16 protein-coding genes are annotated in these 22,283 nt (G+C 37.8%); 14 read left to right on the forward strand and 2 right to left on the reverse strand.

Going from position 1 to position 22,283, the window contains the following annotated elements:
- Positions 1-36 precede the first annotated feature (36 nt).
- Both ACLI50_RS10315 and ACLI50_RS10320 read left to right on the forward strand, forming a co-directional pair.
- Entirely contained in the window at positions 37-849 is an 813-nt protein-coding gene (locus tag ACLI50_RS10315; protein WP_411413695.1) for a siderophore-interacting protein, read from the forward strand.
- A 170-nt stretch (positions 850-1,019) separates the two neighbouring features.
- Positions 1,020-1,724, forward strand: coding sequence for a class I SAM-dependent methyltransferase (locus ACLI50_RS10320; RefSeq protein WP_411413696.1), 705 nt, complete (start codon positions 1,020-1,022; stop codon positions 1,722-1,724).
- 205 nt (positions 1,725-1,929) lie between these two features.
- Here the strand turns inward: ACLI50_RS10320 and ACLI50_RS10325 are convergent, their stop codons facing one another.
- Positions 1,930-2,595, reverse strand: a complete 666-nt coding sequence (locus ACLI50_RS10325) for a hypothetical protein (protein ID WP_411413697.1) — start codon at positions 2,593-2,595, stop codon at positions 1,930-1,932.
- A gap of 63 nt (positions 2,596-2,658) precedes the next feature.
- Positions 2,659-4,695, reverse strand: coding sequence for a methionine--tRNA ligase (gene metG, locus ACLI50_RS10330; protein WP_411413698.1), 2,037 nt, complete (start codon positions 4,693-4,695; stop codon positions 2,659-2,661).
- A gap of 336 nt (positions 4,696-5,031) precedes the next feature.
- Here metG and ACLI50_RS10335 point away from each other — a divergent pair, with 336 nt between their 5' ends.
- The 12 genes from ACLI50_RS10335 (at position 5,032) to purH (ending at position 22,208) form a co-directional block, all read left to right on the forward strand.
- Complete coding sequence (locus ACLI50_RS10335) at positions 5,032-7,800, forward strand: SusC/RagA family TonB-linked outer membrane protein (RefSeq protein WP_411413699.1); 2,769 nt, start codon at positions 5,032-5,034, stop codon at positions 7,798-7,800.
- Positions 7,801-7,805: 5 nt separating this feature from the next.
- Positions 7,806-9,386: a RagB/SusD family nutrient uptake outer membrane protein gene (locus ACLI50_RS10340; RefSeq protein WP_343639843.1), complete on the forward strand. Its 1,581-nt coding sequence runs from the start codon at positions 7,806-7,808 to the stop codon at positions 9,384-9,386.
- 18 nt (positions 9,387-9,404) lie between these two features.
- On the forward strand, positions 9,405-10,523 hold the full coding sequence (locus ACLI50_RS10345) for a SusE domain-containing protein (protein ID WP_343639846.1): 1,119 nt from the start codon (positions 9,405-9,407) through the stop codon (positions 10,521-10,523).
- Between the two features lie 75 nt (positions 10,524-10,598).
- A complete protein-coding gene (locus ACLI50_RS10350) occupies positions 10,599-12,755 on the forward strand; it encodes a glycoside hydrolase family 97 protein (RefSeq protein WP_110009357.1) in 2,157 nt (718 codons plus the stop codon).
- Between the two features lie 236 nt (positions 12,756-12,991).
- Positions 12,992-14,851, forward strand: coding sequence for a glycoside hydrolase family 13 protein (locus ACLI50_RS10355; RefSeq protein WP_343639848.1), 1,860 nt, complete (start codon positions 12,992-12,994; stop codon positions 14,849-14,851).
- A gap of 9 nt (positions 14,852-14,860) precedes the next feature.
- Positions 14,861-15,379, forward strand: coding sequence for a nuclear transport factor 2 family protein (locus ACLI50_RS10360; RefSeq protein WP_202843956.1), 519 nt, complete (start codon positions 14,861-14,863; stop codon positions 15,377-15,379).
- Complete coding sequence (locus ACLI50_RS10365; protein WP_411413700.1) at positions 15,379-16,797, forward strand: MFS transporter; 1,419 nt, start codon at positions 15,379-15,381, stop codon at positions 16,795-16,797. The genes ACLI50_RS10360 and ACLI50_RS10365 overlap by 1 nt, the downstream gene beginning before the upstream one ends.
- A gap of 478 nt (positions 16,798-17,275) precedes the next feature.
- The gene (locus tag ACLI50_RS10370) at positions 17,276-18,004 is read left to right on the forward strand and encodes a pirin family protein (RefSeq protein ID WP_034696330.1); all 729 of its coding nucleotides are present in this window, start codon (positions 17,276-17,278) and stop codon (positions 18,002-18,004) included.
- A 36-nt stretch (positions 18,005-18,040) separates the two neighbouring features.
- The gene (locus tag ACLI50_RS10375; protein ID WP_062670816.1) at positions 18,041-18,592 is read left to right on the forward strand and encodes an NADPH-dependent FMN reductase; all 552 of its coding nucleotides are present in this window, start codon (positions 18,041-18,043) and stop codon (positions 18,590-18,592) included.
- A 289-nt stretch (positions 18,593-18,881) separates the two neighbouring features.
- Positions 18,882-19,874, forward strand: coding sequence for a phosphoribosylformylglycinamidine cyclo-ligase (gene purM, locus ACLI50_RS10380; protein WP_062670814.1), 993 nt, complete (start codon positions 18,882-18,884; stop codon positions 19,872-19,874).
- 74 nt (positions 19,875-19,948) lie between these two features.
- Entirely contained in the window at positions 19,949-20,515 is a 567-nt protein-coding gene (gene purN / locus ACLI50_RS10385; RefSeq protein WP_120230574.1) for a phosphoribosylglycinamide formyltransferase, read from the forward strand.
- A gap of 175 nt (positions 20,516-20,690) precedes the next feature.
- Positions 20,691-22,208, forward strand: coding sequence for a bifunctional phosphoribosylaminoimidazolecarboxamide formyltransferase/IMP cyclohydrolase (purH, locus tag ACLI50_RS10390; RefSeq protein WP_411413701.1), 1,518 nt, complete (start codon positions 20,691-20,693; stop codon positions 22,206-22,208).
- The last annotated feature ends 75 nt before the right edge of the window (positions 22,209-22,283 follow it).

The raw sequence follows: 22,283 nt of genomic DNA on the forward strand, positions 1-22,283 counted from the left end.
AATCGGAAACCGGATTTTAATTTAAAAAAATCAGTTATGGCTAAAATTTCAACAGGGCAGATCGTTGCCGAAGTCACCAGAAAAGAATACATTACTGACCATTTTATCAGAGTGTATCTCTACTCGCCGGAAGTTTATTTGTTCCAAAATACCATGGTGGGAGATAATAATAAGATCGCAGTTCCTCCGGCCGGACTGAATGAGGTTCATTTTCCCACACTGGATGAAAATCATCAATGGGTGTATCCACCTAAAGAAGTGGCTCCTGCAATCAGAACTTATACCCACAGAGGAATTGATCTGGAAAAAAATGAACTGATCATCGATTTTGTAGATCATGGAGACGGCGGACCGGCTTCCAGATGGATAAGAGAAGCTGAAGCAGGCTCCAAACTGGGAGTGATGATGCGCATGGAAGGTAAAGAGCTGTACCCTGCAGCAGATTGGTACCTGCTGGCCGGTGATGCTACGGCCATTCCGGTGATCAGCGCTATTCTGGAAACACTTCCCGAAACAGCAAAAGGAACCTGTATTATTGAAGTTCATGGAAAAGAAGACGAACAGCTGCTTGAAACTAAAGCACAGATTGATTTTAAGTGGCTGCACAATGCGCAGCCTCAGATCAGCAGTGAAATTACCCATGCGGTAAAAAGTATTGAGATCCCTGAAACTTCAAAATTCGGTTACGTTGCCTGTGAGTTTTCAAGTGTAAAAGAAATCCGAACTTATCTGAGAAAAGAGAAAAACTGGACTTCACAGGAATTGTACGCCTATTCTTACTGGAAGGCAGGTGTAGCAGAAAACGAATCTCAGGCTGACAGACATAAGGAGAAGGAATCGATGGAGTAGAAGGCAAGGATTTAAAGTTCAAGGTTTAAGGTTTAAGGTTTAAGGTTTAAGGTTTAAAGTTGTAATTACACCGAATTTTGTACCTCGAAACTCGTAACTCGTATCTCGCAAACCCGCAACATTCAACCAAAAACTTTGAACATTGAACATTGAACTATTATCTTTGCACTATGAAAGATTTAATGGGAAGAGCGATCTGGGATTATTATCACAATGAAAATCCGGAGGATCTGCAGACTGAAACGTCAATTTCTGAGTTGGATGAACTTCCAGTGGATTATTTATTCAGAGATTTTGAAGAAATGAATGATATTGAGCAGAAAGCGCTGCAGTTATCCAACGGAAAAGTTCTGGATATCGGGGCGGGTGCAGGTTCTCATTCTTTATACCTTCAGAATGAAAGAAATCTTGAGGTTACCGCATTGGATATTTCACCCAAATCTGTTGAAGTTTGCAAGCTGAGAGGCATTAAAAAAGCAGTTTGTGAGAATATGCTTGATTTCTCCGGAGAAACTTTTGATACTATTTTATTGCTGATGAACGGTACCGGAGTTTTTGAAAGCCTGGCAAAAATAGATACCTATCTTCAGAAACTGCATACATTACTGAATGATGGCGGACAGGTTTTAATTGATAGTACGGATATTCTTTATATGTTCGATCGTGATAAAGATGGCGGAGTGTACATTCCTGCAGGCGGATATTATGGCGAGCTGGATTATGTGGTTCATTATAAAGGAGAATCTGAGGAACCGATTACCTGGCTGTATCTTGATTTTAATACCTTGAAAAATGCTGCCATAAATAATGGTTTCAAAATAGAAAGAGTATTGAAAGATGAAGATTCTTACCTGGCAAAACTGACCAAAAAATAATTTTTATACAAGTCATTGCGAGCTGAAAGCGAAGCAATCTCATGAATTCATACATTGTCATTCTGTACACCGGGATGACTTTTTGTACTTATCCTAGCCCCGATAGAAACGGTTACCCCGCAGCAAAGAACAGGCCCTTCGACTACGCTCAGGGTGACGGCCGGGAGCGAGGAGTAAAAGTGGATAGCGGGAATCAGCTTCTTAATTATTGTCTGAATATATTGATAACCGTTGCCAGCGGATAAAAAGAAAACCATTCCGGGAAATAGAAATACATCATAACAACAGTTACAGCACATAAAATTACCGGAAATACATAGGATTTTGCACGGTAAGGGAGTTTTTGAGGAGTTACTAAAACGCTGATGACAAGTAAACCCAAAGCTCCTGCTGCAATGACCCCAATTTCGGGACTGTATCGGGAAGTTGTACCAAAATTAAAATGAGAAACCAGAACGTACTTCTGAAATATTAAAAAAAGGAAGCCAAATACCACCGTAAGAAACGCAGGAAAGTATTTTTTGAGTTTGATTAAATTAAACGCGAGTAGAATAGCTCCGGGAATTGTACTGAAAAGAATACTGCTGACAAAAATAGTCATTCGTGAATAAAGCCTGATAGCATCCGGATCTTCAGTAATATGATCTTTCCAGACCTCTACTTCTTCTGCATGTTTTGCTTCCTCTTCTTCTTTTTTATGCTGAATCAATTGCTGAACGGCTGTTTTTTTCATTTCACTGAAAACCCGTCCTCTTTCTTCCAGAATTTCAAAAGCGGTCTGAACAGCCTCCGGAACAAAGCGGTTGCCTTCTTTTAAATATCCTTCTAATTCCAGATTGGAAAGCTTTCTTAAAACATTTTTGTTAACCATAAGCTGTAGATAAAAGAAAGGCTGCTTCCGGAGAAACAGCCTGTGATCTTATAAAGATGGTCATTATCCGATTTCAATACCGTTTTCAACATTGCTGTCGTCCGGTGTTACGAAAGATAATTTTCCGTCTGGTTTTGTTGTTAATAATAACATTCCCTGAGATTCAATTCCTCTGATTTTTCTTGGCGCAAGGTTCAGAAGGATCATAACCTGCTTCCCGATTAATTCTTCAGGAGTGAAACTTTCTGCAATCCCTGAAACAACAGTTCTTACATCTACTCCTGTATCTACAGTAAGTTTTAGTAATTTATCTGCTTTTTCTACTTTTTCAGCTTCTAAAATGGTTGCTGTTCTAAGGTCTATTTTAGTAAAGTCATCAAACGTGATCTCTTCTTTCATAGGGTTTGCGTTAGGGTTTGTTTTTTTATTGTTTTGTTTTGTGTTTTCCAGTTTTTGGATCTGAGCCTCGATGACATCGTCTTCAATTTTTGAGAAAAGAAGGGAAGATTCGTTGATTTTGTGCCCTGTTTCAATCAATACTGATTGGTTTTCAATAGAGTTCCAGTCTTTCTTCTCAACATTGAACATGTTCAATAGCTTTTCAGAGCTGAAAGGCATGAAAGGTTCGCATAACTGAGCCAGAGCAACAGCTATTTGAGCTCCAACGAATAAAGATTGAGCCGCTTTTTCCGGGTTATCTTTAATAGTTTTCCAAGGTTCTTCCGTCTGAAGATACTGGTTTCCAAAACGGGCAAGGTTCATTAAGGCTGTTAATGAATTTCTGAACTCGTAATTTTCAAGGAATCCTGAAATTTCTTTTGCAGATTTACTTATTTCCTGCAGTTCAGGGCTGTTTACATCGCCTTGCGGAACCACACCGTCATAATATTTATGAATAAGAACTGCAACTCTATTGATAAAGTTTCCGAAGATCCCTACCAATTCAGAATTATTCTTCGTCTGGAAATCTTTCCATGTAAAGTTATTATCCTTTGTTTCCGGAGCCGATGAAAGAAGCGCATATCTTAAAACATCCTGCTGTCCTGGGAAATCTTCTACGTATTCGTGAGCCCATACCGCCCAGTTTCTTGACGTTGAGATCTTATCATTCTCAAGGTTCAGGAATTCAAAAGCAGGAACATTAGCCGGCATAATATAATCTCCGTGTGCTTTCATCATCGAAGGGAAAATAATACAGTGGAATACAATATTATCCTTCCCGATAAAGTGTACAAGGTCACTTTCTGGACTCTGCCAGTAGTCTTTCCAGTCTTTTCCGTTTTTCTCTGCCCATTCTTTGGTGAAAGAGATATACCCGATAGGAGCATCAAACCATACGTACAATACTTTTCCTTCCGCATTTGGAAGTGGAACCGGAACTCCCCAGTTCAGGTCTCTGGTCATGGCACGAGGCTTAAGACCGTCATTTAACCAAGATTTAACCTGTCCGTATACGTTAGGCTTCCAATCGTCTTTATGACCTTCAATGATCCACTCATTTAAAAAGTCTTCGTATTCATTTAATGGAAGATACCAGTTTTTTGTTTCTTTAAGGATAGGAACATTTCCGCTAAGCATTGATTTCGGATTGATCAGCTCAGAAGGAGAAAGGGTAGAGCCACATTTCTCACACTGGTCTCCGTAAGCGTTTTCGTTACCACAATTAGGGCAAGTTCCTACAATATAACGGTCAGCAAGGAATTCTCCTGCCTGCTCATCAAAATACTGCTCAGAAACTTCTTCCGTGAATTTTCCTTTCTCGTATAAAACCTTGAAGAAATCCTGGCTGGTTTCATAATGCTTCTTAGATGTTGTTCGGGAATATTCATCAAATGAAATTCCCAGATCAGAAAAAGACTTTTTGATGATTTCGTGATATTTGTCCACGATATCCTGAGGAGTTACTCCTTCTTTTTTAGCTCTTATGGTGATAGGAATCCCGTGCTCATCTGAACCACAGATAAACGCTACATCTTTTCCTAATCTTCTCTGAAATCTTGCGTAAACATCCGCAGGAATATAAACACCTGCCAAATGTCCTATATGAACCGGCCCGTTTGCGTAAGGCAAAGCTGCCGTAATCATCTTTCTGTTTGACATTTATAGTAAAGTTTTGACTGCAAAGATAAGGAATATCTGTTGAATACCGCTATTGGTGGTGTTATTATGCTGCAGAATACAAATTTTAAGGGCCGAACACCAAATTAAGTTAAACAATTGTTTAACATTTTCTTAAATTAAAACAAATGTTATGTAATGCATAAGACGTTGTAAAATATTGTATCCTAAAAAACTAACTAAAATCGGTTTCGTAATATACATAATTTTAACTAAAATTATATTAAATTTATAATAATTCTAATTTTTTTTTAAATTGCGAGTCTGGCTTGAGGCCTGAACATGACTAAAAAAACGAAACTATAAAAAAATAAGATTGTGAAGAATTTTACAACAGTATTAAAAATCGCGCCCGCTTTTTTACTGGCCAGTACAGTAATGCACGCGCAGAAAAAAGATTCTCTTCCTCAGGAGAAGAAGATTGACGAGGTTGTATTAATCGGATATGGAAAACAGAAAAAATCTGACCTTACCGGTTCAATAACTTCTGTTACGGCTAAAGACTTCAATGGAGGAGCTACTTCTGCCGGGCAGCTGATCCAGGGTAAAACGCCGGGGGTACAGATTACCAACAACAGTGGAGCGCCGGGTTCGGGTACAAAAATCAGAATTAGGGGTACTTCTTCTTTGAATGGTGAAAACTCACCATTAATTGTTATTGATGGTGTTCCTCAGGATTTTTCAGGGGTAAACGGTGCATCAGATCCTCTATCACTTATTAATCCAAATGATATAGAGAGTTTTGATATTCTGAAAGATGCTTCAGCTACTGCCATTTATGGTAACAGAGCTTCGAACGGAGTAATCTTAATTACCACAAAGAAAGGAACTGCTGGTAGATTTAAAGTGAATTTTTCAACACTTACATCTGTTTCAACAAAAATGGGCAATGTAGATGTCCTGAATGCCGATGAATACAGATCCTTTGTAAATGATCTGGCAAAAACAAATGCTGCTGTTGCAACAAATGCATCAAGGCTTGGCAATGCCAACACAAACTGGCAGAATCAGATTTATCAGAAAGCATGGGGAACAGATAATAACCTTGCATTCTCAGGGGGAGTTAAATGGTTACCATATCGTTTATCACTTGGATATAATGATCAGAATGGTATTGTAAAAACAAACTCTTTCAGAAGAACATCTGTGGGGTTAAATTTAAATCCTAAGTTTTTTGATAATCACCTTGCCGTAAATGTTAATGCAAAAGGTACTTTTACGGATAACAGGTTTGTGGATGGTGGAGTTATTAAAGCTGCTACTTATTTTGATCCAACTCAGCCCGTATATTCAGGGAATTCAAAATATGGAGGATATTATGAATGGACAGATCCTAATAATAATGTTACCGGACTGAATGTAAATGGTACATCAAACCCATTAGGTCTTTTAAATGGGGTACATGATGTATCTTCTGTTTGGAGAGGCTTAGGAAATATTCAATTGGACTATAAACTACACTTTCTGCCTGATCTGCATGTAAATGTTAATGCAGGATACGATTATTCTAAGAGTAACGGGGCAAAAACCGTAAGTCCTATATATAGAGCAGGTATCGTTGATTTGGGAACCTATAACCAATATACGATGGAGAAAAAGAATAAATTGTTGGAAACATATTTAAATTATTTAAAAACAATTACCTCTATTTCTACAACAGTTGATCTTACAGCAGGTTACGCATACCAGGACTTTCATACAATTATTCCCGGTTCTACTACACTTAAAGGAAGAGGGCAGAATACATTTACCAATGACTTTGAAACCAAAAATGTGCTTCTGTCATTCTACGGAAGAGGAATCTTTACAATCGCTAATAAATATATCCTTTCCGCTTCAATCAGAAGAGATGGATCTTCAAGATTTTATAATGGTACAAAAAGCAACGTTTGGGGGAACTTTCCTGGAGTATCCTTTGCCTGGAAAATTAATGAAGAAAACTTCCTGAAAGATACAGGTATTAATACTTTAAAATTAAGAGCTGGGTGGGGGAAAACAGGGCAACAGGAACTACCTGCTCTGGATACCAATAAACCACGAAATTACCCCTCCTATGCTGCTTATAATTTAAGTTCTAGCGGAGCTGAATATCAATTTGGAGATCAGTTCTTTTTCATGATGAGACCAGAGATTTACAATCCGAATCTGGGCTGGGAAATTACAACAACGAAAAATGCAGGTATTGATTTTGGTTTCGCAAAAAATAGGATCACAGGTTCCATTGATGTTTATCAGAAAGATACAAAAGACCTGATCGTAGATTCCCCTATTGCAGCAGGAGATTTAAGTAATCATAACCTTTTGAACGTAGGTAACATGCAGACAAAAGGTATTGAGGCTGCTATCACTTTTGTCCCAATAAAAAGAGAGAATACTACATGGGAAGTGTCCTTCAATGCTACACATTATAAATCAAAAATAACTAAACTGATTAATGGTGCAGATGATACGTACAGAATTTTAGTAGGAGGAATTGAAGGTGGTGTTAATAATACAATTCAAGCTCATACTGTAGGGCGTCAGCCTAATGCATTTTATGTATTCCAACAAGTTTATGATGTTAATGGAAAGCCTTTGGATGGTGTATATTTAGATAGAAACGGAGATGGTAAAATTGATGTTAATGACAGATATTATTATAAGTCTACACAGCCTGATGCTATTATAGGTTTTAATACCAAGTTTTCTCACAATAACTGGGATATTGGTTTGAGTGCAAGAGCTGTATTAGGAAATTATGTGTATAATAATGCTGCTTCCAATAGTTCTATTCAATCGTTAACAACCAATAATTATCTGCAGAATACATATTCTACAGCAGCAGATTATAGATTTTCAAGTCCTCAATATTTCTCTGACCTTTTTGTAGAGAATGCTTCATTCTTTAGATTAGATAATATCAATGCCGGATATAATTTTAAAGATATCTTCTATAAAGGTAGTAATGTAAGAGTATATGCAATGCTGCAAAATGTATTTGTGATTACCAAATATTCCGGAATAGACCCCGAAGTATTTGGAAATATTGACAATGGATATTATCAAATGCCAAAAGTGTATTCTTTAGGATTTAACTTTCAATTTTAAGAGAAATGAAAAAATTTAAAACAAATATAATTGCTGTTGCAGCATTATTTAGTATTCTTACAGTAACATCTTGTGTTAACGATTTAGAACAGCAGCCTATTACAGATGTAACTTCTGCAAGTGTTTTTACGGACTTTGCAAATTACCCTATGGCTTTAGCAAAAATTTATGGAGGTTTTGCAAATGGAGGACAGAGTGCAAATGGAGGAAACTCTGATATCAACGGAATTGATGGAAACTTTTCACAATATACAAGGGTACTGTACACCTTACAAACATTGCCAACAGATGAAGCTGTAATTGCTTGGAACGATGGTACTTTGCAAACAATTCATAAAATGACCTGGGATTCTTCCAGTGAATTTGTTGAAGGTGCATATTACAGAATCTTTACACAAATTGCTACAAGTAACGAATTTTTAAGAAATGTAACTGATGAAAAGTTAGCATCGAATAATATTACAGGAGCAAATTTAACTGAAGCTAAATATATGAGGGCAGAAGTAAGGTATCTGCGTGCTTTATCTTATTATTATGCTTTGGATTTATTTGGTAATGTTCCATTTGTGGACGAAAGCTATTTACCAGGTTCGGTAAATCCACCTAAAAGAATTACTCGTGCAGAACTTTTTAATTTTGTTGAAAGTGAATTAATGGCAGTAGCAGGAGAACTTAAAGATCCAAAAGCGAATGCTTATGGAAGAGTTGATAAAGCTGCGGCTTGGTCTTTACTTGCTCGTCTTTATCTCAACTCACAGGTATATAACGGATCGAACCATTATACAGATTGTATAACATATTGTAACAAAGTAATACAGGCAGGATATTCTCTGAAAACAAAATATGCTGATTTATTCCTTGCGGATAATGATAAAAATAATCCTGAAGTTATATTTCCAATTGCTTTCGATGGTGTTCATATCCAAACATCGGGAGGTACAACATATCTTATCCATGCTGGAGTAGGAGGAAGTATGCCAGGTTCTAGTTTCGGTATCAGTGGTGGCTGGGGTGGTCTAAGAACTACAAAAGCTTATGTTAATTTATTTGCAGGATCAGCTTCTGACCAAAGAAAAAGTTTTTATACAGATGGTCAGAATCTTGAAATTAATGATTTGGGAGTCTTTACAGACGGTTATGCATTTGTTAAATATAAAAATTTAACAAGTGATGGGAAGCCAGGATCTGATGCCTCAGGAAACTTCTGTGATACAGATATTCCAATCTTTAGATTAGCAGATATTTATCTGATGTATGCAGAAGCTACATTAAGAGGTGGAAGTGGCGGAAGTGCAGCTACAGCACTAGGATATGTGAATGCTTTAAGAACCCGCGCAAGTGCAGGAACAGTAGCGTCAATCAATCTAGACTATATATTAGACGAAAGAGGTAGAGAACTGGGCTGGGAAATGACCAGAAGAACAGACCTTATACGTTATGGTAAATTTACTACGGGAGCATATTTATGGCCATGGAAAGGAGGTGTTAAAGACGGAAAAAGTGTTGAAGACTACAGAAACCTTTATCCTATTCCTGCAAAAGATATTATTGCTAACCCAAATTTAGTTCAGAATCCTGGGTATTAATTTTAAATACTATTTAAAATGAAAAATTTATTCAAAATATTAGCCCTGGTTTTTACCGGACTTTTAGTTCTTTCTTGTGAAAAAGATGAAGATCAGGCGGTTGTTAATGAAACATCTGCAGGTAAAATAGCTGCTGATAAGAGTACAATAGTTCTTAATGAGCTTAATGCCAATGATGCTGTAATTACTTTTACATGGACAAAACCAACCTTTAGTATTGCTGTAGTTCCCAACCAAAAATTAGAATTTGGAATCAAGGGAAATAGTTTCAAAAAAACTGCTACTATTGACTTTTCTAATGATATGACCTCAGGAGCTGTTACCCATGCAGCAATGAATGCAGCAATGTTTTCTATTGGTGCCGTACCGGATGCTGTAAATGATATTGAGGTAAGATTGAAAACCTCTGTAGGGCCCGCAGCTTTTTATTCGAATGTAATCACAGTTAAGGTAACTCCTTATACTCCGAATCCGGATTTAGTATATCCGAAGATCAATGTACCGGGTAGCTATGCAGGAGCTGCAGGTTATGCCAACTGGACTCCGGGCAACTCACCGAATTTGTTTTCACCTGAGAAAAATGATAAATACAGAGGATTTATATGGATTAATACTGTTACCGGTGTTGATGATGGAAAATATAAGTTTTCTATTAATGAGGACTGGCCGGGAAATAAAGGAGATGATGGTACCAATTCCGGAAAACTGAAAGCGGATGGAGAAAACATAAAAGCTCCTGCAGCAGGAACCTACTACATTAAAGTAGACTGGGCTGCCAATACCTACTCTTCAGTTTTAGCCAACTTCGGAGTTATTGGTGATGCAACGCCTACGGGATGGGGATCAGATACGGATTTTGTTTATAATCCTGCAACCAAAACCTATGTTATCAATTCAATTGCTTTATCCAATACAGGAGTATTTAAATTCAGAGCCAATGATGACTGGGCAATAAAGTTCCAGCCAAAAGATGCAGAGCAGACTTTGGTTTCAGGAACAGGTGTTCAAGCCTATTTAAGCTCAGAGGGAACTGTTACAGGAGATCCTGGATATAAAGTTTCTCAGGCAGGAAATTATAAAATTGAACTGGATTTACACAATTCAGCATATTACAAATTAACCGTTACTAAATTGTAAATCAAACTCAACTCAAATAAAGCAAAGTGCTGCTTTACCGCAGCACTTTATTTTTTAAGTTAATAAATAGTCATTATGAAGAAAATTACAGTTGGAGCGCTTTTGCTCTCAATGATGTTTACAGGTGTGAAAGCCCAATCTTTAAAGTCTCCGGACGGAAAGTTCGAAATGAACTTTCAGCTGAAAGAAGGAGTACCTTACTATAACCTGAAATACAATGGGGCAGTAGTGGTGGAAGATTCTAAATTGGGATTGAGATTATTTAAAGACACAGCCATAAAATTCGCTTCTGAGATTGCCAAACCAGAAGATGCAAAATACGATCTGAACAACGGTTTTGCAAAAACAGATGAAAAAAGAGACTCTAAAAATGAAACCTGGCAGCCGGTTTTAGGAGAAAAGAAAAATTATATCAATCATTACAACGAGCTGGCAGTTACCCTGAACCAGGCTTCTACAGACAGGAGTATTGTGGTAAAGTTCAGATTATTCAATGATGGATTGGGTTTCAGATATGAATTCCCACAGCAGAAAAACCTTAATTACTTTGTGATCAGAGAAGAAGACTCTGAAATCGATTTCCCTACCGATATGAAGGCATGGTGGATGGTTGCCGATTACGACTCTCAGGAGTATCAGTATCAGGAAACTAAAGTATCCGAGATTCCTTCAAAATGGGATAAAGCATATGATGCCAACGCTTCCCAGTCATTGGTGAAAAATGCAGTTCAGTCTCCTTTAATGCTTAAAAAAGAAGGAAAAGAACCATTGTATATCAATGTTGCAGAAGCAGCCGTATTGGATTATCCGGCTTCACATCTTGAGGTAGATGCACAGAATTATAAATTCAAAACGCATTTGACTGCCGACAGACAGGGAGCGAAAGGATATATTCAGACTCCGTCAGTAACGCCTTGGAGAACGATTATTGTAGCTCCGAAAGCAGAACAGGTAATGGATTCTAAAATGATCTTCAACCTGAATGAGCCTACGAAGTACACCGATACATCTTACATTCACCCTACAAAATACATGGGAGTCTGGTGGGAAATGATTATCGGAAAATCACAATGGGCTTATTCTACTGCTGAAAATGTGCATTTGGGTAAAACAGATTTTGCTAAGCTTACTCCAAACGGAAAGCATGCAGCCAACAATACAAAAGTTAAGGAGTACATTGACTTTGCGGCAGAAAACGGATTCCAGGGATTACTGATCGAAGGATGGAACATCGGTTGGGAAGACTGGTTCGGACATTCAAAAGAGTTTGTTTTCGATTTCATCACTCCTTACCCGGATTTTGATATTAAAATGTTGAATGAATACGCGCATTCAAAAGGAATCAAGCTGATCATGCACCATGAAACTTCTGGTTCTGCCACGAACTATGAAAGATGGGCGGATAAAGCTTTCCAAACCATGAATAAGTATGGATATGATGCCGTGAAAACAGGATATGTAGGAGATATCATTCCTAGAGGAGAACATCATTACTCTCAATGGACCATTAACCATTATTATAGAATTGCAGAAAAAGCAAATGACTATAAAATCATGGTGAATTCTCACGAATCCGTACGTCCTACAGGAGAAAGCCGTACTTATCCAAACTATATTTCTGCAGAAGCAGCACGTGGAACGGAATATGAAGCTTTCGGAGGAAATAAGCCGGATCATCAGACGGTTCTTCCGTTTACAAGATGGATGGGAGGTTCGATGGATTACACGCCGGGAATTTTCCAGACGAAACTTGACTATTATTTCCCTGGAGATAACCGTTTCGTAAAAACTACGCTGGTAAAACAGTTGGCGCTTTATGTAACGATGTATATGCCGCTTCAGATGGCTGCAGACCTACCTGAAAACTACAAAAAGCATATGGATGCGTTCCAGTTTATCAAGGATGTGGCAGCAGATTGGGATGATACAAAAATCTTATCCGCAGAACCTGGTGATTATGTGGTGACAGCAAGAAAAGCAAAAGGAACTGAAAACTGGTTTGTAGGAGGTATTACCGATGAAAACAAACGTGAATATACAGTAGATTTCTCATTCCTGGATAAAGGAAAGAAATATGAGGCAACCATCTATGAAGATGGAAAAGATGCCGATTATATCGATAATCCTCAAAGCTATAACATCTACAAGAAAGAGATTACAGGAAAATCAAAAATTAATTTTAAAATGGCAAGAAGCGGCGGTTTCGCAATTTCTATTAAACCAGTAAAATAATTGTAAGATACACTAAGGTGCCCCGGTTCATTGATTTTTTAATGTTCCGGGGTATTTTTTTAGTATTTGTCCGCTGTCTGGCTGATTTTCCCATTTTGTCCAAATCCAATTATTCATGATGAAGTCTATATGAAGATACGTAATCTTATCGTTGTTGTAAAAAGAGATAAAAAATAGACTTTCTCTTATATTTTTCGATGTATATATAAAAATTTAATGCTAAATTGAACACTAATATGAAGACAATATATGCAGCATTCACGCTTTCGATAGCTTCTTTTGCTTTTTCCCAGAAAAATCTGGAAAGAGTAGAGCCGGCTTTCTGGTGGAAGGGAATGAAAAATCCTGAACTTCAGATTCTTGTATACGGAAAAGAAGTGGCTAATAACGAGATTACGCTTTCTGATGGCATACAGATCAAAGACATCAGGAAAGTAGATAATCCTAACTATGTTTTTATTACAGTCAATACCAACGAAATAAACGTTCCGAAGTTTGCTATCAATATTAAAAAAGGTAAAAAGAATCTTGGTTCATACACTTATGAATTAAAGCAAAGAAATCCCGGATCTGCGAGCCGCGAGTCTTTTACTTCAAAAGACTTTATGTATCTGATCATGCCGGACCGATTTGCCAACGGGGATGAAAAGAATGATTCAAAACCGGAACTTACCGAAAAAGCAGATCGTAGTCTTCCCAACGGCAGGCATGGTGGAGATCTTCGTGGAATTATCAACAACCTTGATTATATTCAGAATCTGGGGGCTACAGCGGTCTGGCTTACTCCTGTGAATGAGGATAACGAAAAAGTGTATTCCTACCACGGCTATGCCCAGACTGATCTCTATAAAATAGATGGCCGCTACGGCACCAATGAAGACTATAAAACATTATCCCAGGAGTTGAATAAGCGAAATATGAAGCTGGTGATGGATTATGTAACCAACCACTGGGGCGGATCACACTGGATGATCAAAGACCTTCCTTCAAAAGACTGGATTCATTGGTTTGATGAAGGAGAGAAAGGGTTTAAACGTTCCAATTATAAAACGACAACACAGTTTGATACCAATGCTTCAGATATTGATAAAAAATATGCACTGGACGGATGGTTTGATACGACCATGCCTGATATCAACCAAAAAAATCCATTGGTTCTGAAGTATCTGATTCAAAATGCAATCTGGTGGATAGAATATGCAGAACTGGGAGGATTTCGTGTAGATACTTATCCCTACAATGATAAAGATGCCATGGCAAAATGGGCCAAAGCGATCACCGATGAATATCCGAAATTCAATATCGTAGGGGAAACATGGCTGTATACAGCAGCTCAAATTGCAGCATGGCAGAAAAATTCGAAGATAGGAGAAATAGAAGGGTACAATTCAAATTTACCTTCTGTGATGGATTTTATGCTGTTTGAAAATATGCCTAAAGCACTCAAAGAAAAAGAAAGCTGGGATAAAGGAATGATTCGTATTTACGATTCTTTTACCAGCGATTTCCTTTATCCGGATATCAATAATACCCTTGTTTTCTTTGAAAATCATGATACCGAAAGATGGAACGAAATCTTTAATGCAAATCCAGATGCCTATAAAATGGCGCTCACTCTGATCTCGACAGTAAGAGGAATTCCGCAGATTTATTACGGATCTGAAATAGGAATGAGAGGAGATAAAAAGACCGGTGGTGACGCAGATATCCGCAGAGACTTTCCTGGTGGCTGGAAATCTGACACACAAAACGCTTTCAATCCATCCGCTCAAACTGCGGAGCAGAAAGAATTTTTCCGGTTTACTCAGAAGTTATTGAACTGGAGAAAAGGCAAAGACGTGATACATCATGGAAAAACTAAAAATTTCGTTCCTCAGGATGGTGTTTTTGTTTATTTCAGATATAATGAAAAAGAAACGGTAATGGTGGTGGTCAACAATAATGAAAAAGATCAGACGTTAGATCTGAAACGGTTTGCAGAATCGCTGAATGGATTTACAAAAGGAAAAGAAATTATTTCAGACAAAGAAATTTCATTGCAAAAGAGCATGAATATTCCGGCAAAAACGCCATTCATCATTGAACTAGAAAAATAATAATTACCTATGAAAAAACTAACGACTGCTTATACATTAATCCTTTTTTTACTGGGGGTTTCTTTACTTACAGCACAGTCGAAGACCGGATTTGAAAAAGAAAAATCGGAAATCACTACCATGCTTGATACCTTCAATGCAATGGCGGCAAAAGCAGATTATGATGCCTATTTTAATCTGTTTGCAGATGAATCTACCTTTATCGGTACAGACGCTACTGAAATCTGGGACAAAAAAGCATTTATGGTATGGGCAAAACCTTATTTTGACAAAAAGAAAACCTGGAATTTTAAAGCCCTTAAAAGAAATATTTACTTCAGCAAAGACGGAAAACTGGCCTGGTTTGACGAATTGCTGGATACACAGATGAAGATCTGCAGAGGCTCAGGAGTGGTAGAGAAAATCAACGGAAGCTGGAAGGTAAAACAATATGTTCTTTCTGTGACAGTGCCTAATGAGGTTGTTGATAAAGTGGTTATTGAGAAGGCCCCTATCGAAGATGCATTAATTCAAAAACTGAAGTCGTAATGGCAATAATGATGGGGAAATACGATACTGGCAAGGTAGGAAAAAGGAAAAAACCAGACCTATCTATGCTCCAGATTATCAATATGAGCATGGGATTCCTGGGAATTCAGATGGCATTCGGGTTACAAAATGGAAATGCGAGCCGTATTCTGGGTAATTTAGGAGCTGATGTTCACGAGTTATCCTGGTTCTGGCTGGTGGCTCCTATTACAGGACTCATTGTCCAGCCTATTATCGGCCATATGGGTGATAATACATGGAGTCCGCTGGGAAGAAGAAAACCTTATTTCCTGATTGGAGCCGTCTTGTGTGCGATAGGATTGGTTTTACTTCCTAATGCCGCTTCTGTTACTCAGATGTTTGCTGCCAATGCGCTTTTGTTAGCCGTAATATTCCTGGCTATGATGGATGCTTCAGTGAATATCGCAATGGAGCCTTTCAGAGCTTTGGTAGGAGATATGCTTCCTAAACATCAGGGTACGATAGGATTTTCTGTACAAACAATTCTGATTGGAATCGGAGCTGTATTAGGATCTTATTTGCCGGACTGGTTAACAAAAATGGGAATTTCCAACGAAGCACCGGCAGGGTTTGTAGCAGATAATGTCATTTATTCTTTTTATATCGGTGCGGGATTGCTTATCATATCAATTCTATACACCATCATGACAACCAGAGAATATTCCCCACAGGAATTTGCCGATTTTGAAGATGGAAAAGAAGTAGAAAAACATGAGTCTAAGTTTTCAGATATTTTCAAAGACTTTGCAGCAATACCTTTGCAGATGAAAAAGCTGGGAATTGTTCAGTTTTTCTCATGGTTTGCCTTATTTACCATGTGGGTTTTCACAACCAGTGCGCTGGCCACCCATCATTTTGGACTTTCCCCGGAAGATACCCATTCCAAGGCATTCAATGATGCCGGAGACCTTACCGGAAAGCTTTTCGGAATGTACAATCTCTGGGCGATTCCGTTTGCATTTCTGCTGACTCCAATAGCAAAAATGATTGGAAAAAAGCAGACACACGCTTTAGCTTTATTATGTGGAGGTTTGGGATTGGTTTCCATGTATTTCATTAAAGATGTCAACAATTTATGGATCTCAATGATCGGATTAGGCTTTGCCTGGGCAAGTATTCTTGCAATGCCTTATGCAATGCTTATTGAGGTGATTCCACAACGGAAAATGGGCGTTTATATGGGAATATTCAATTTTTTTATTGTGATTCCGCAGATCATCAATGGTTTGTTCGGAGGTCCCATCGTAAGCGGGATTTTCGGAAAACAGGCGATGGATTATGTTGTGGTAGGAGGCGTTTGCATGCTGATCGGAGCTGTAGTAACCATGATTTTTGTGAAATCTGAAGATGAAACCGCTAAGGAAATTGAAGAAGAAATCAAGCAGGTACATTTTTAACTAGAAATTAGAAGTTAGAAGCTAGAAATTAGAAGTTAGAAATTAGAAGTTGCATTGAAAACTTTAATTTAGATTTAATACTATAATGAAATTCAATAGAAGCGGGCTTTAGCCCGCTTTCTTTTTAAACATCCATCAATTGGCTTTAGGGCCAAAACTTAAAACCTATCCTTCGTATGCTTATTATTTTTTGATCTTAAGATTGCAATAATCTCCCGCAGATTTTCACAGATATCACAGATGCTTGCACTTGTTTAATCATTGGAAGAAAAAATATCCAGTATAAAATTTTATCCCAGATAAAATCCTTGCGCCCTAAAAACATATCAAATGCAAAAAATCGCGTCTTTGCGTAATCCAACCTAGCCTATATTTTCACTTTTTCACCCTTTTTACTTCTCCAATTTCCTTTCTTAACCTACATCAACTTTTTAAACACCCACATCCCGTACATTTGTACCATAAATAATCACAGAAAATGAAAACAGTATATCATAAAGCAGATTCAAGAGGCCATGCCAACCATGGATGGTTAAATTCTTACCATACATTCAGTTTTGCCAACTATCAAAACAGAGACAGAACAAACTTTGGCGTTTTAAGAGTATTGAACGATGATACCGTTTCGCAGGGAATGGGCTTCGGAACACACCCGCACAGAGATATGGAAATTATATCCATTCCTTTGGAAGGAGATCTGGAACATAAAGACTCCATGGGAACCACAGCGGTGATCAGAAAAGGAGAAATTCAGGTGATGAGTGCCGGAACCGGTGTTATGCACAGCGAATACAATAAAAATAAAGATGAAGAAGTAAAATTCCTTCAGATCTGGGTGTTCCCAAAAGAACAGAATGTTGAACCGAGATACGATCAGAAAAGTATCAAAGAAGGGGAAAAAATCAACGGATTCCAGCAGATCTTATCTCCCAATAAAAATGATGACGGAGTTTGGATTCATCAGGATGCATGGTTCAACTTGGCCAACTTTAAAAAAGGAAACGGCAAGAATTATATGCTCAACAAAAAAGGAAACGGAGTCTATGCGTTTGTTTTAAAAGGAAGCGCAAAAATCGGGGACCGCGTTCTGAACGAAAGAGACGGATTAGGAATCTGGGATACACAGAGCTTTAATATCGAAGCCGTAGAAGACACCGAAGTATTATTAATGGAAGTACCAATGGAACTGCCATCTTATCTTAAATAAAAGACTAAATTTGTAATCTTAAAATAAACCTCACCTATGAAAATTTTAGCAATAGCAGGAAGTAATTCAGAAGTTTCAATGAACAAACAGTTGGTAGCCTATGCATCAACGTTATTTGAAAATGCAGAAGTAGAAGTAATCGATTTAAATCCTTTCGAAATGCCAATCTATAAACATGAAAGAGAATTAGCGGGCGGTGTTCCACAGGAAGCTCATGATTTCGCAGCAAAAATTGACGGTGCTGATGTATTACTGGTTTCTTTGGGAGAGCACAACGGAACGTATTCTACAGCATTCAAAAATGTGTTCGACTGGGTATCCAGAATCAAAGACAGAACTGTCTGGAACGAAGTACCAATGCTATTGATGTCTACATCTCCGGGCGGTAGAGGTGGTGCAGGTGTTTTGGAAGCAGCATCAAAGCGTTTCCCTTTCCACGGAGGAAATGTGGTGGAAACATTTTCACTTCCTTTCTTTAATGATAACTTTGATAAAGCCGCTCAGAAAATTTCTAATGAAGAGAAAGACAGTGAGTTAAAAGAAAAAATTAAGAAGATTGCAGCCATTGAAACAATCCTTGAAAAATAGAATTTGAATATTCATTTAAAATTACTATTTTTGCAAAAAGAAAAGAGATGAAAATTCAGACCTCCTATAAACAATGTTTTTCTCATAAAGGGAAAGTTGTGGGCTCTGAAATTCTGAGATAAAATAACGGCCGATAATCTGAAAAGATTGTCGGCTTTTTTGTTTTCTAAAATCGAGTATAAAAGTAATTGAAATATTAAAAGATAAGAAGACGCAAGACGTCAGATACAAGATAAGAATCATCTGAAATCTGAGATCTGAAATCCTATATCTAAAAATCTAAGCAGACATGAGCAACACTTACAAATCAGCAGGAGTAGACAAAGAAGAAGGATACAAAACGGTTGACAAGATCAAAAAAGCGGTCGGTGAAACCCACAATTCCAATGTACTGAACCACTTGGGAAGTTTTGGTGCTTTCTATGAAATCGGAGGATACAAAAATCCGGTTCTTGTATCAGGAACAGATGGAGTAGGAACAAAGCTGAAGGTAGCTTTAGATACTAAAAAATATGATTCTATCGGGGTAGATTGCTTCGCAATGTGTGCCAACGATATTCTTTGTCACGGAGCAAAACCTTTATTCTTCTTAGATTATCTGGCTTGTGGAAAGCTGGATTCAGAGATCGCTGCAGAAATCGTTTTAGGAATGGTTGCTGCTTGTAAGGATAACAACTGTGCACTGATTGGAGGAGAAACTGCTGAAATGCCAGGGATGTACCAGCCTGGAGATTACGATGTTGCCGGATTCTGTGTAGGAATTGTAGAAAAAGACCAGATCATTGATGGGTCCAAGATCAAAGCTGGGAACAAAATTATTGCATTGCCAAGCTCAGGATTCCACTCAAACGGATTCTCCTTAGTAAGAAAAGTATTCCCGGATTTTGAAGAAGAGTTTGAAGGAAAACCATTATACGAGACGCTTTTAGTTCCTACAAGACTATACTACAAAGATATTCACAAAGTATTGGAAGAAGTAAGAGTAGAAGGAATTGCCCACATCACAGGAGGTGGTCTTTACGAAAACGTTCCAAGAATTATTCCTGAAGGACTTTGTGCTTCTATCGACGAATCAAAAATCAGAATTCCTAGTGTGATGCTTGAACTTGAAAAAAGAGGTGGAGTGGCACGTGAAGAAATGCACGGAACATTCAACATGGGTGTAGGAATGGTAATCGTTGTAGATGCTGAACATGCTGAAAAAGTATTACACCTTTTAGATGACGCTTACGAAATCGGTGAAATCACTGAAGGAGCAGAGAAAATCAATTTGAAATTTTAAATGACATCAGATTTCAGATCTTAGATATAAGACGTAAGTCTGTAATCTTTAATCTGACATCTAACATCTGAATAATGAAGAACATTGTTGTACTCGTATCCGGTTCAGGAACCAATCTGCAGAGAATCATTGATACTATTGACTCAGGAGAAATCCGGAATGCAAAAGTAACTCTGGTGGTAGCAGACAGAGAATGTTTCGGACTGGAAAGAGCAAAGAATCACAATATAGAAAACATACTCATTCCGAGAGGAAAGAACTTCAGCAGCGAATTGGCCAAAGTAATCCCTGAAAATACAGATCTGATTGTATTGGCAGGATTTTTATCCATCTTAAAATCTGAATTCTGTGAAAACTGGAATGGTAAAATAATCAATATTCACCCGGCTTTGCTTCCGAAATTCGGAGGAAAAGGAATGTGGGGAATGAACGTTCACAATGCAGTTATTGAAGCGAAAGAAATAGAGAGTGGGGCAACTGTACATTTTGTGACACCAGGGATTGACGAAGGAGAAGCTATTCTTCAGAAGTCTTTCGAAGTAACCGCTGAGGACACTCCTGAAACCCTGGCTCAGAAAGTTCACCAGATTGAATATGAAATATTTCCGATAGCGATCAATAAGGTCCTGGGAAATGAATAAATATAACAATGTATCAGTGTACCAATTTACCAATGTTGAAGGTATTTTTACATTGCTGGACTGATACATTGTTACATTAATAAAAAGAAATCTAAGTAAAATAAAAGTAAGTTCGGAGGTGAAAGACCCGGACACAGTTTGAAATAGCTGTAAAAAGTAAAAAATTGAAAGTAAAATGAGTAAAAAGAGAGTTTTAATCAGTGTTTCTGACAAAAGTGGATTAATAGAATTCGCACAGTTTTTGGAAGCTCAGAATTATGAGTTGATCTCTACAGGAGGAACGTTCAAACATTTGAAAGACGCTGGTTTAAATCCTATTCAGATTGATGAGGTTACCAATTTCCCTGAAATGTTGGATGGAAGAGTGAAAACTTTACACCCAAAAGTTCACGGTGGATTGCTCGCTGTTCGTAACAATGAAGAGCACATGAAAACCGTTCAGGAACACGGAATTGGTCTGATTGACATGGTAATCGTAAATCTTTATCCTTTCTTTGAAAATGTAAACAAAGACATTTCTTTACATGAAAAAGTAGAGTTTATCGATATCGGTGGACCTTCAATGCTTCGTTCTGCAGCGAAAAACTTTGATTCTGTAACAGTAATCACTGATGTTGAAGACTATGCAGCAGTGAAAATTGAAATGGAGCAAAACGGTGATACGTATATCGAAACCCGTAAAAAACTTGCAGGAAAAGTATTCAACCTTACCTCTGCATATGATGCGGCTATTTCAAGAATGCTTTTAGATGAAGAATATCCTACTTATCTGAATGCTTCTTATAAAAAAGTAGCAGATCTAAGATATGGAGAAAATCCTCACCAGACAGCAGCTTACTACGTTTCTACTTTCGAAAACGGAGCGATGAAAGACTTTGAACAGCTTGGAGGTAAAGAACTTTCTTTCAACAATCTTCGTGATATGGACCTTTGCTGGAAAGTGGTAACGGAGTTCAAAGAAGAAATGGCTTGTTGTGCCGTAAAACACTCTACCCCTTGTGGCGTTGCGATCGGAACTTCAGCATTGGAAACGTACCAGAAAACATTCGAATGTGATCCGGTTTCCATCTTTGGCGGAATTGTTGCAATGAACTATACAATTGATGCAGCTACAGCTGAAGAATTAAATAAAACTTTCCTTGAAATTGTAATGGCTCCTGAATTTGATGAAGAAGCCCTAGAAATTTTAAGAAAAAAGAAAAACCTGAGAATCATCAAAATCGTAAACCCTGTTTCAGACAAACAGACCTGGGTGAAAGTAGACGGAGGTATCCTTGTTCAGGATAATGACCTTCACTTCTCAGATGATATCAAAGTGGTAACGGAAGTACAGCCTACAGAAGAACAGAAAAAAGCATTACTTTTCTCTCAGAGAGTAGTAAAATATGTGAAGTCTAATGCAATCGTAGTTTCCAACGGAATTCAGGCATTCGGTATCGGAGGCGGACAGGTAAACAGAATCTGGGCAACACAGCAGGCTATCGAAAGAGCAAAAGAAAAATTCTCAGGAGATTTAGTACTGGCTTCAGATGCATTTTTCCCTTTCCGTGATGTGGTAGATTTCTGCGCTCAGGAAGGTATCAAGGCGATTATTCAGCCGGGTGGAAGTGTGAAAGATCAGGATAGTATTGAGGCAGCAAACGAGCACAGTATTCCAATGATGTTTACAGGTGTCAGACATTTTTTCCACTAATTAAAATAGAATTAAAAAATAATTAGGGATTGTATTTTTAGCATTCAAAATTATATATTTGTAAATTAAGACTAG

It is taken from the genome of Chryseobacterium cupriresistens, from assembly GCF_046614675.1.
Classification (GTDB): Bacteria; Bacteroidota; Bacteroidia; order Flavobacteriales; family Weeksellaceae; genus Chryseobacterium; species Chryseobacterium cupriresistens.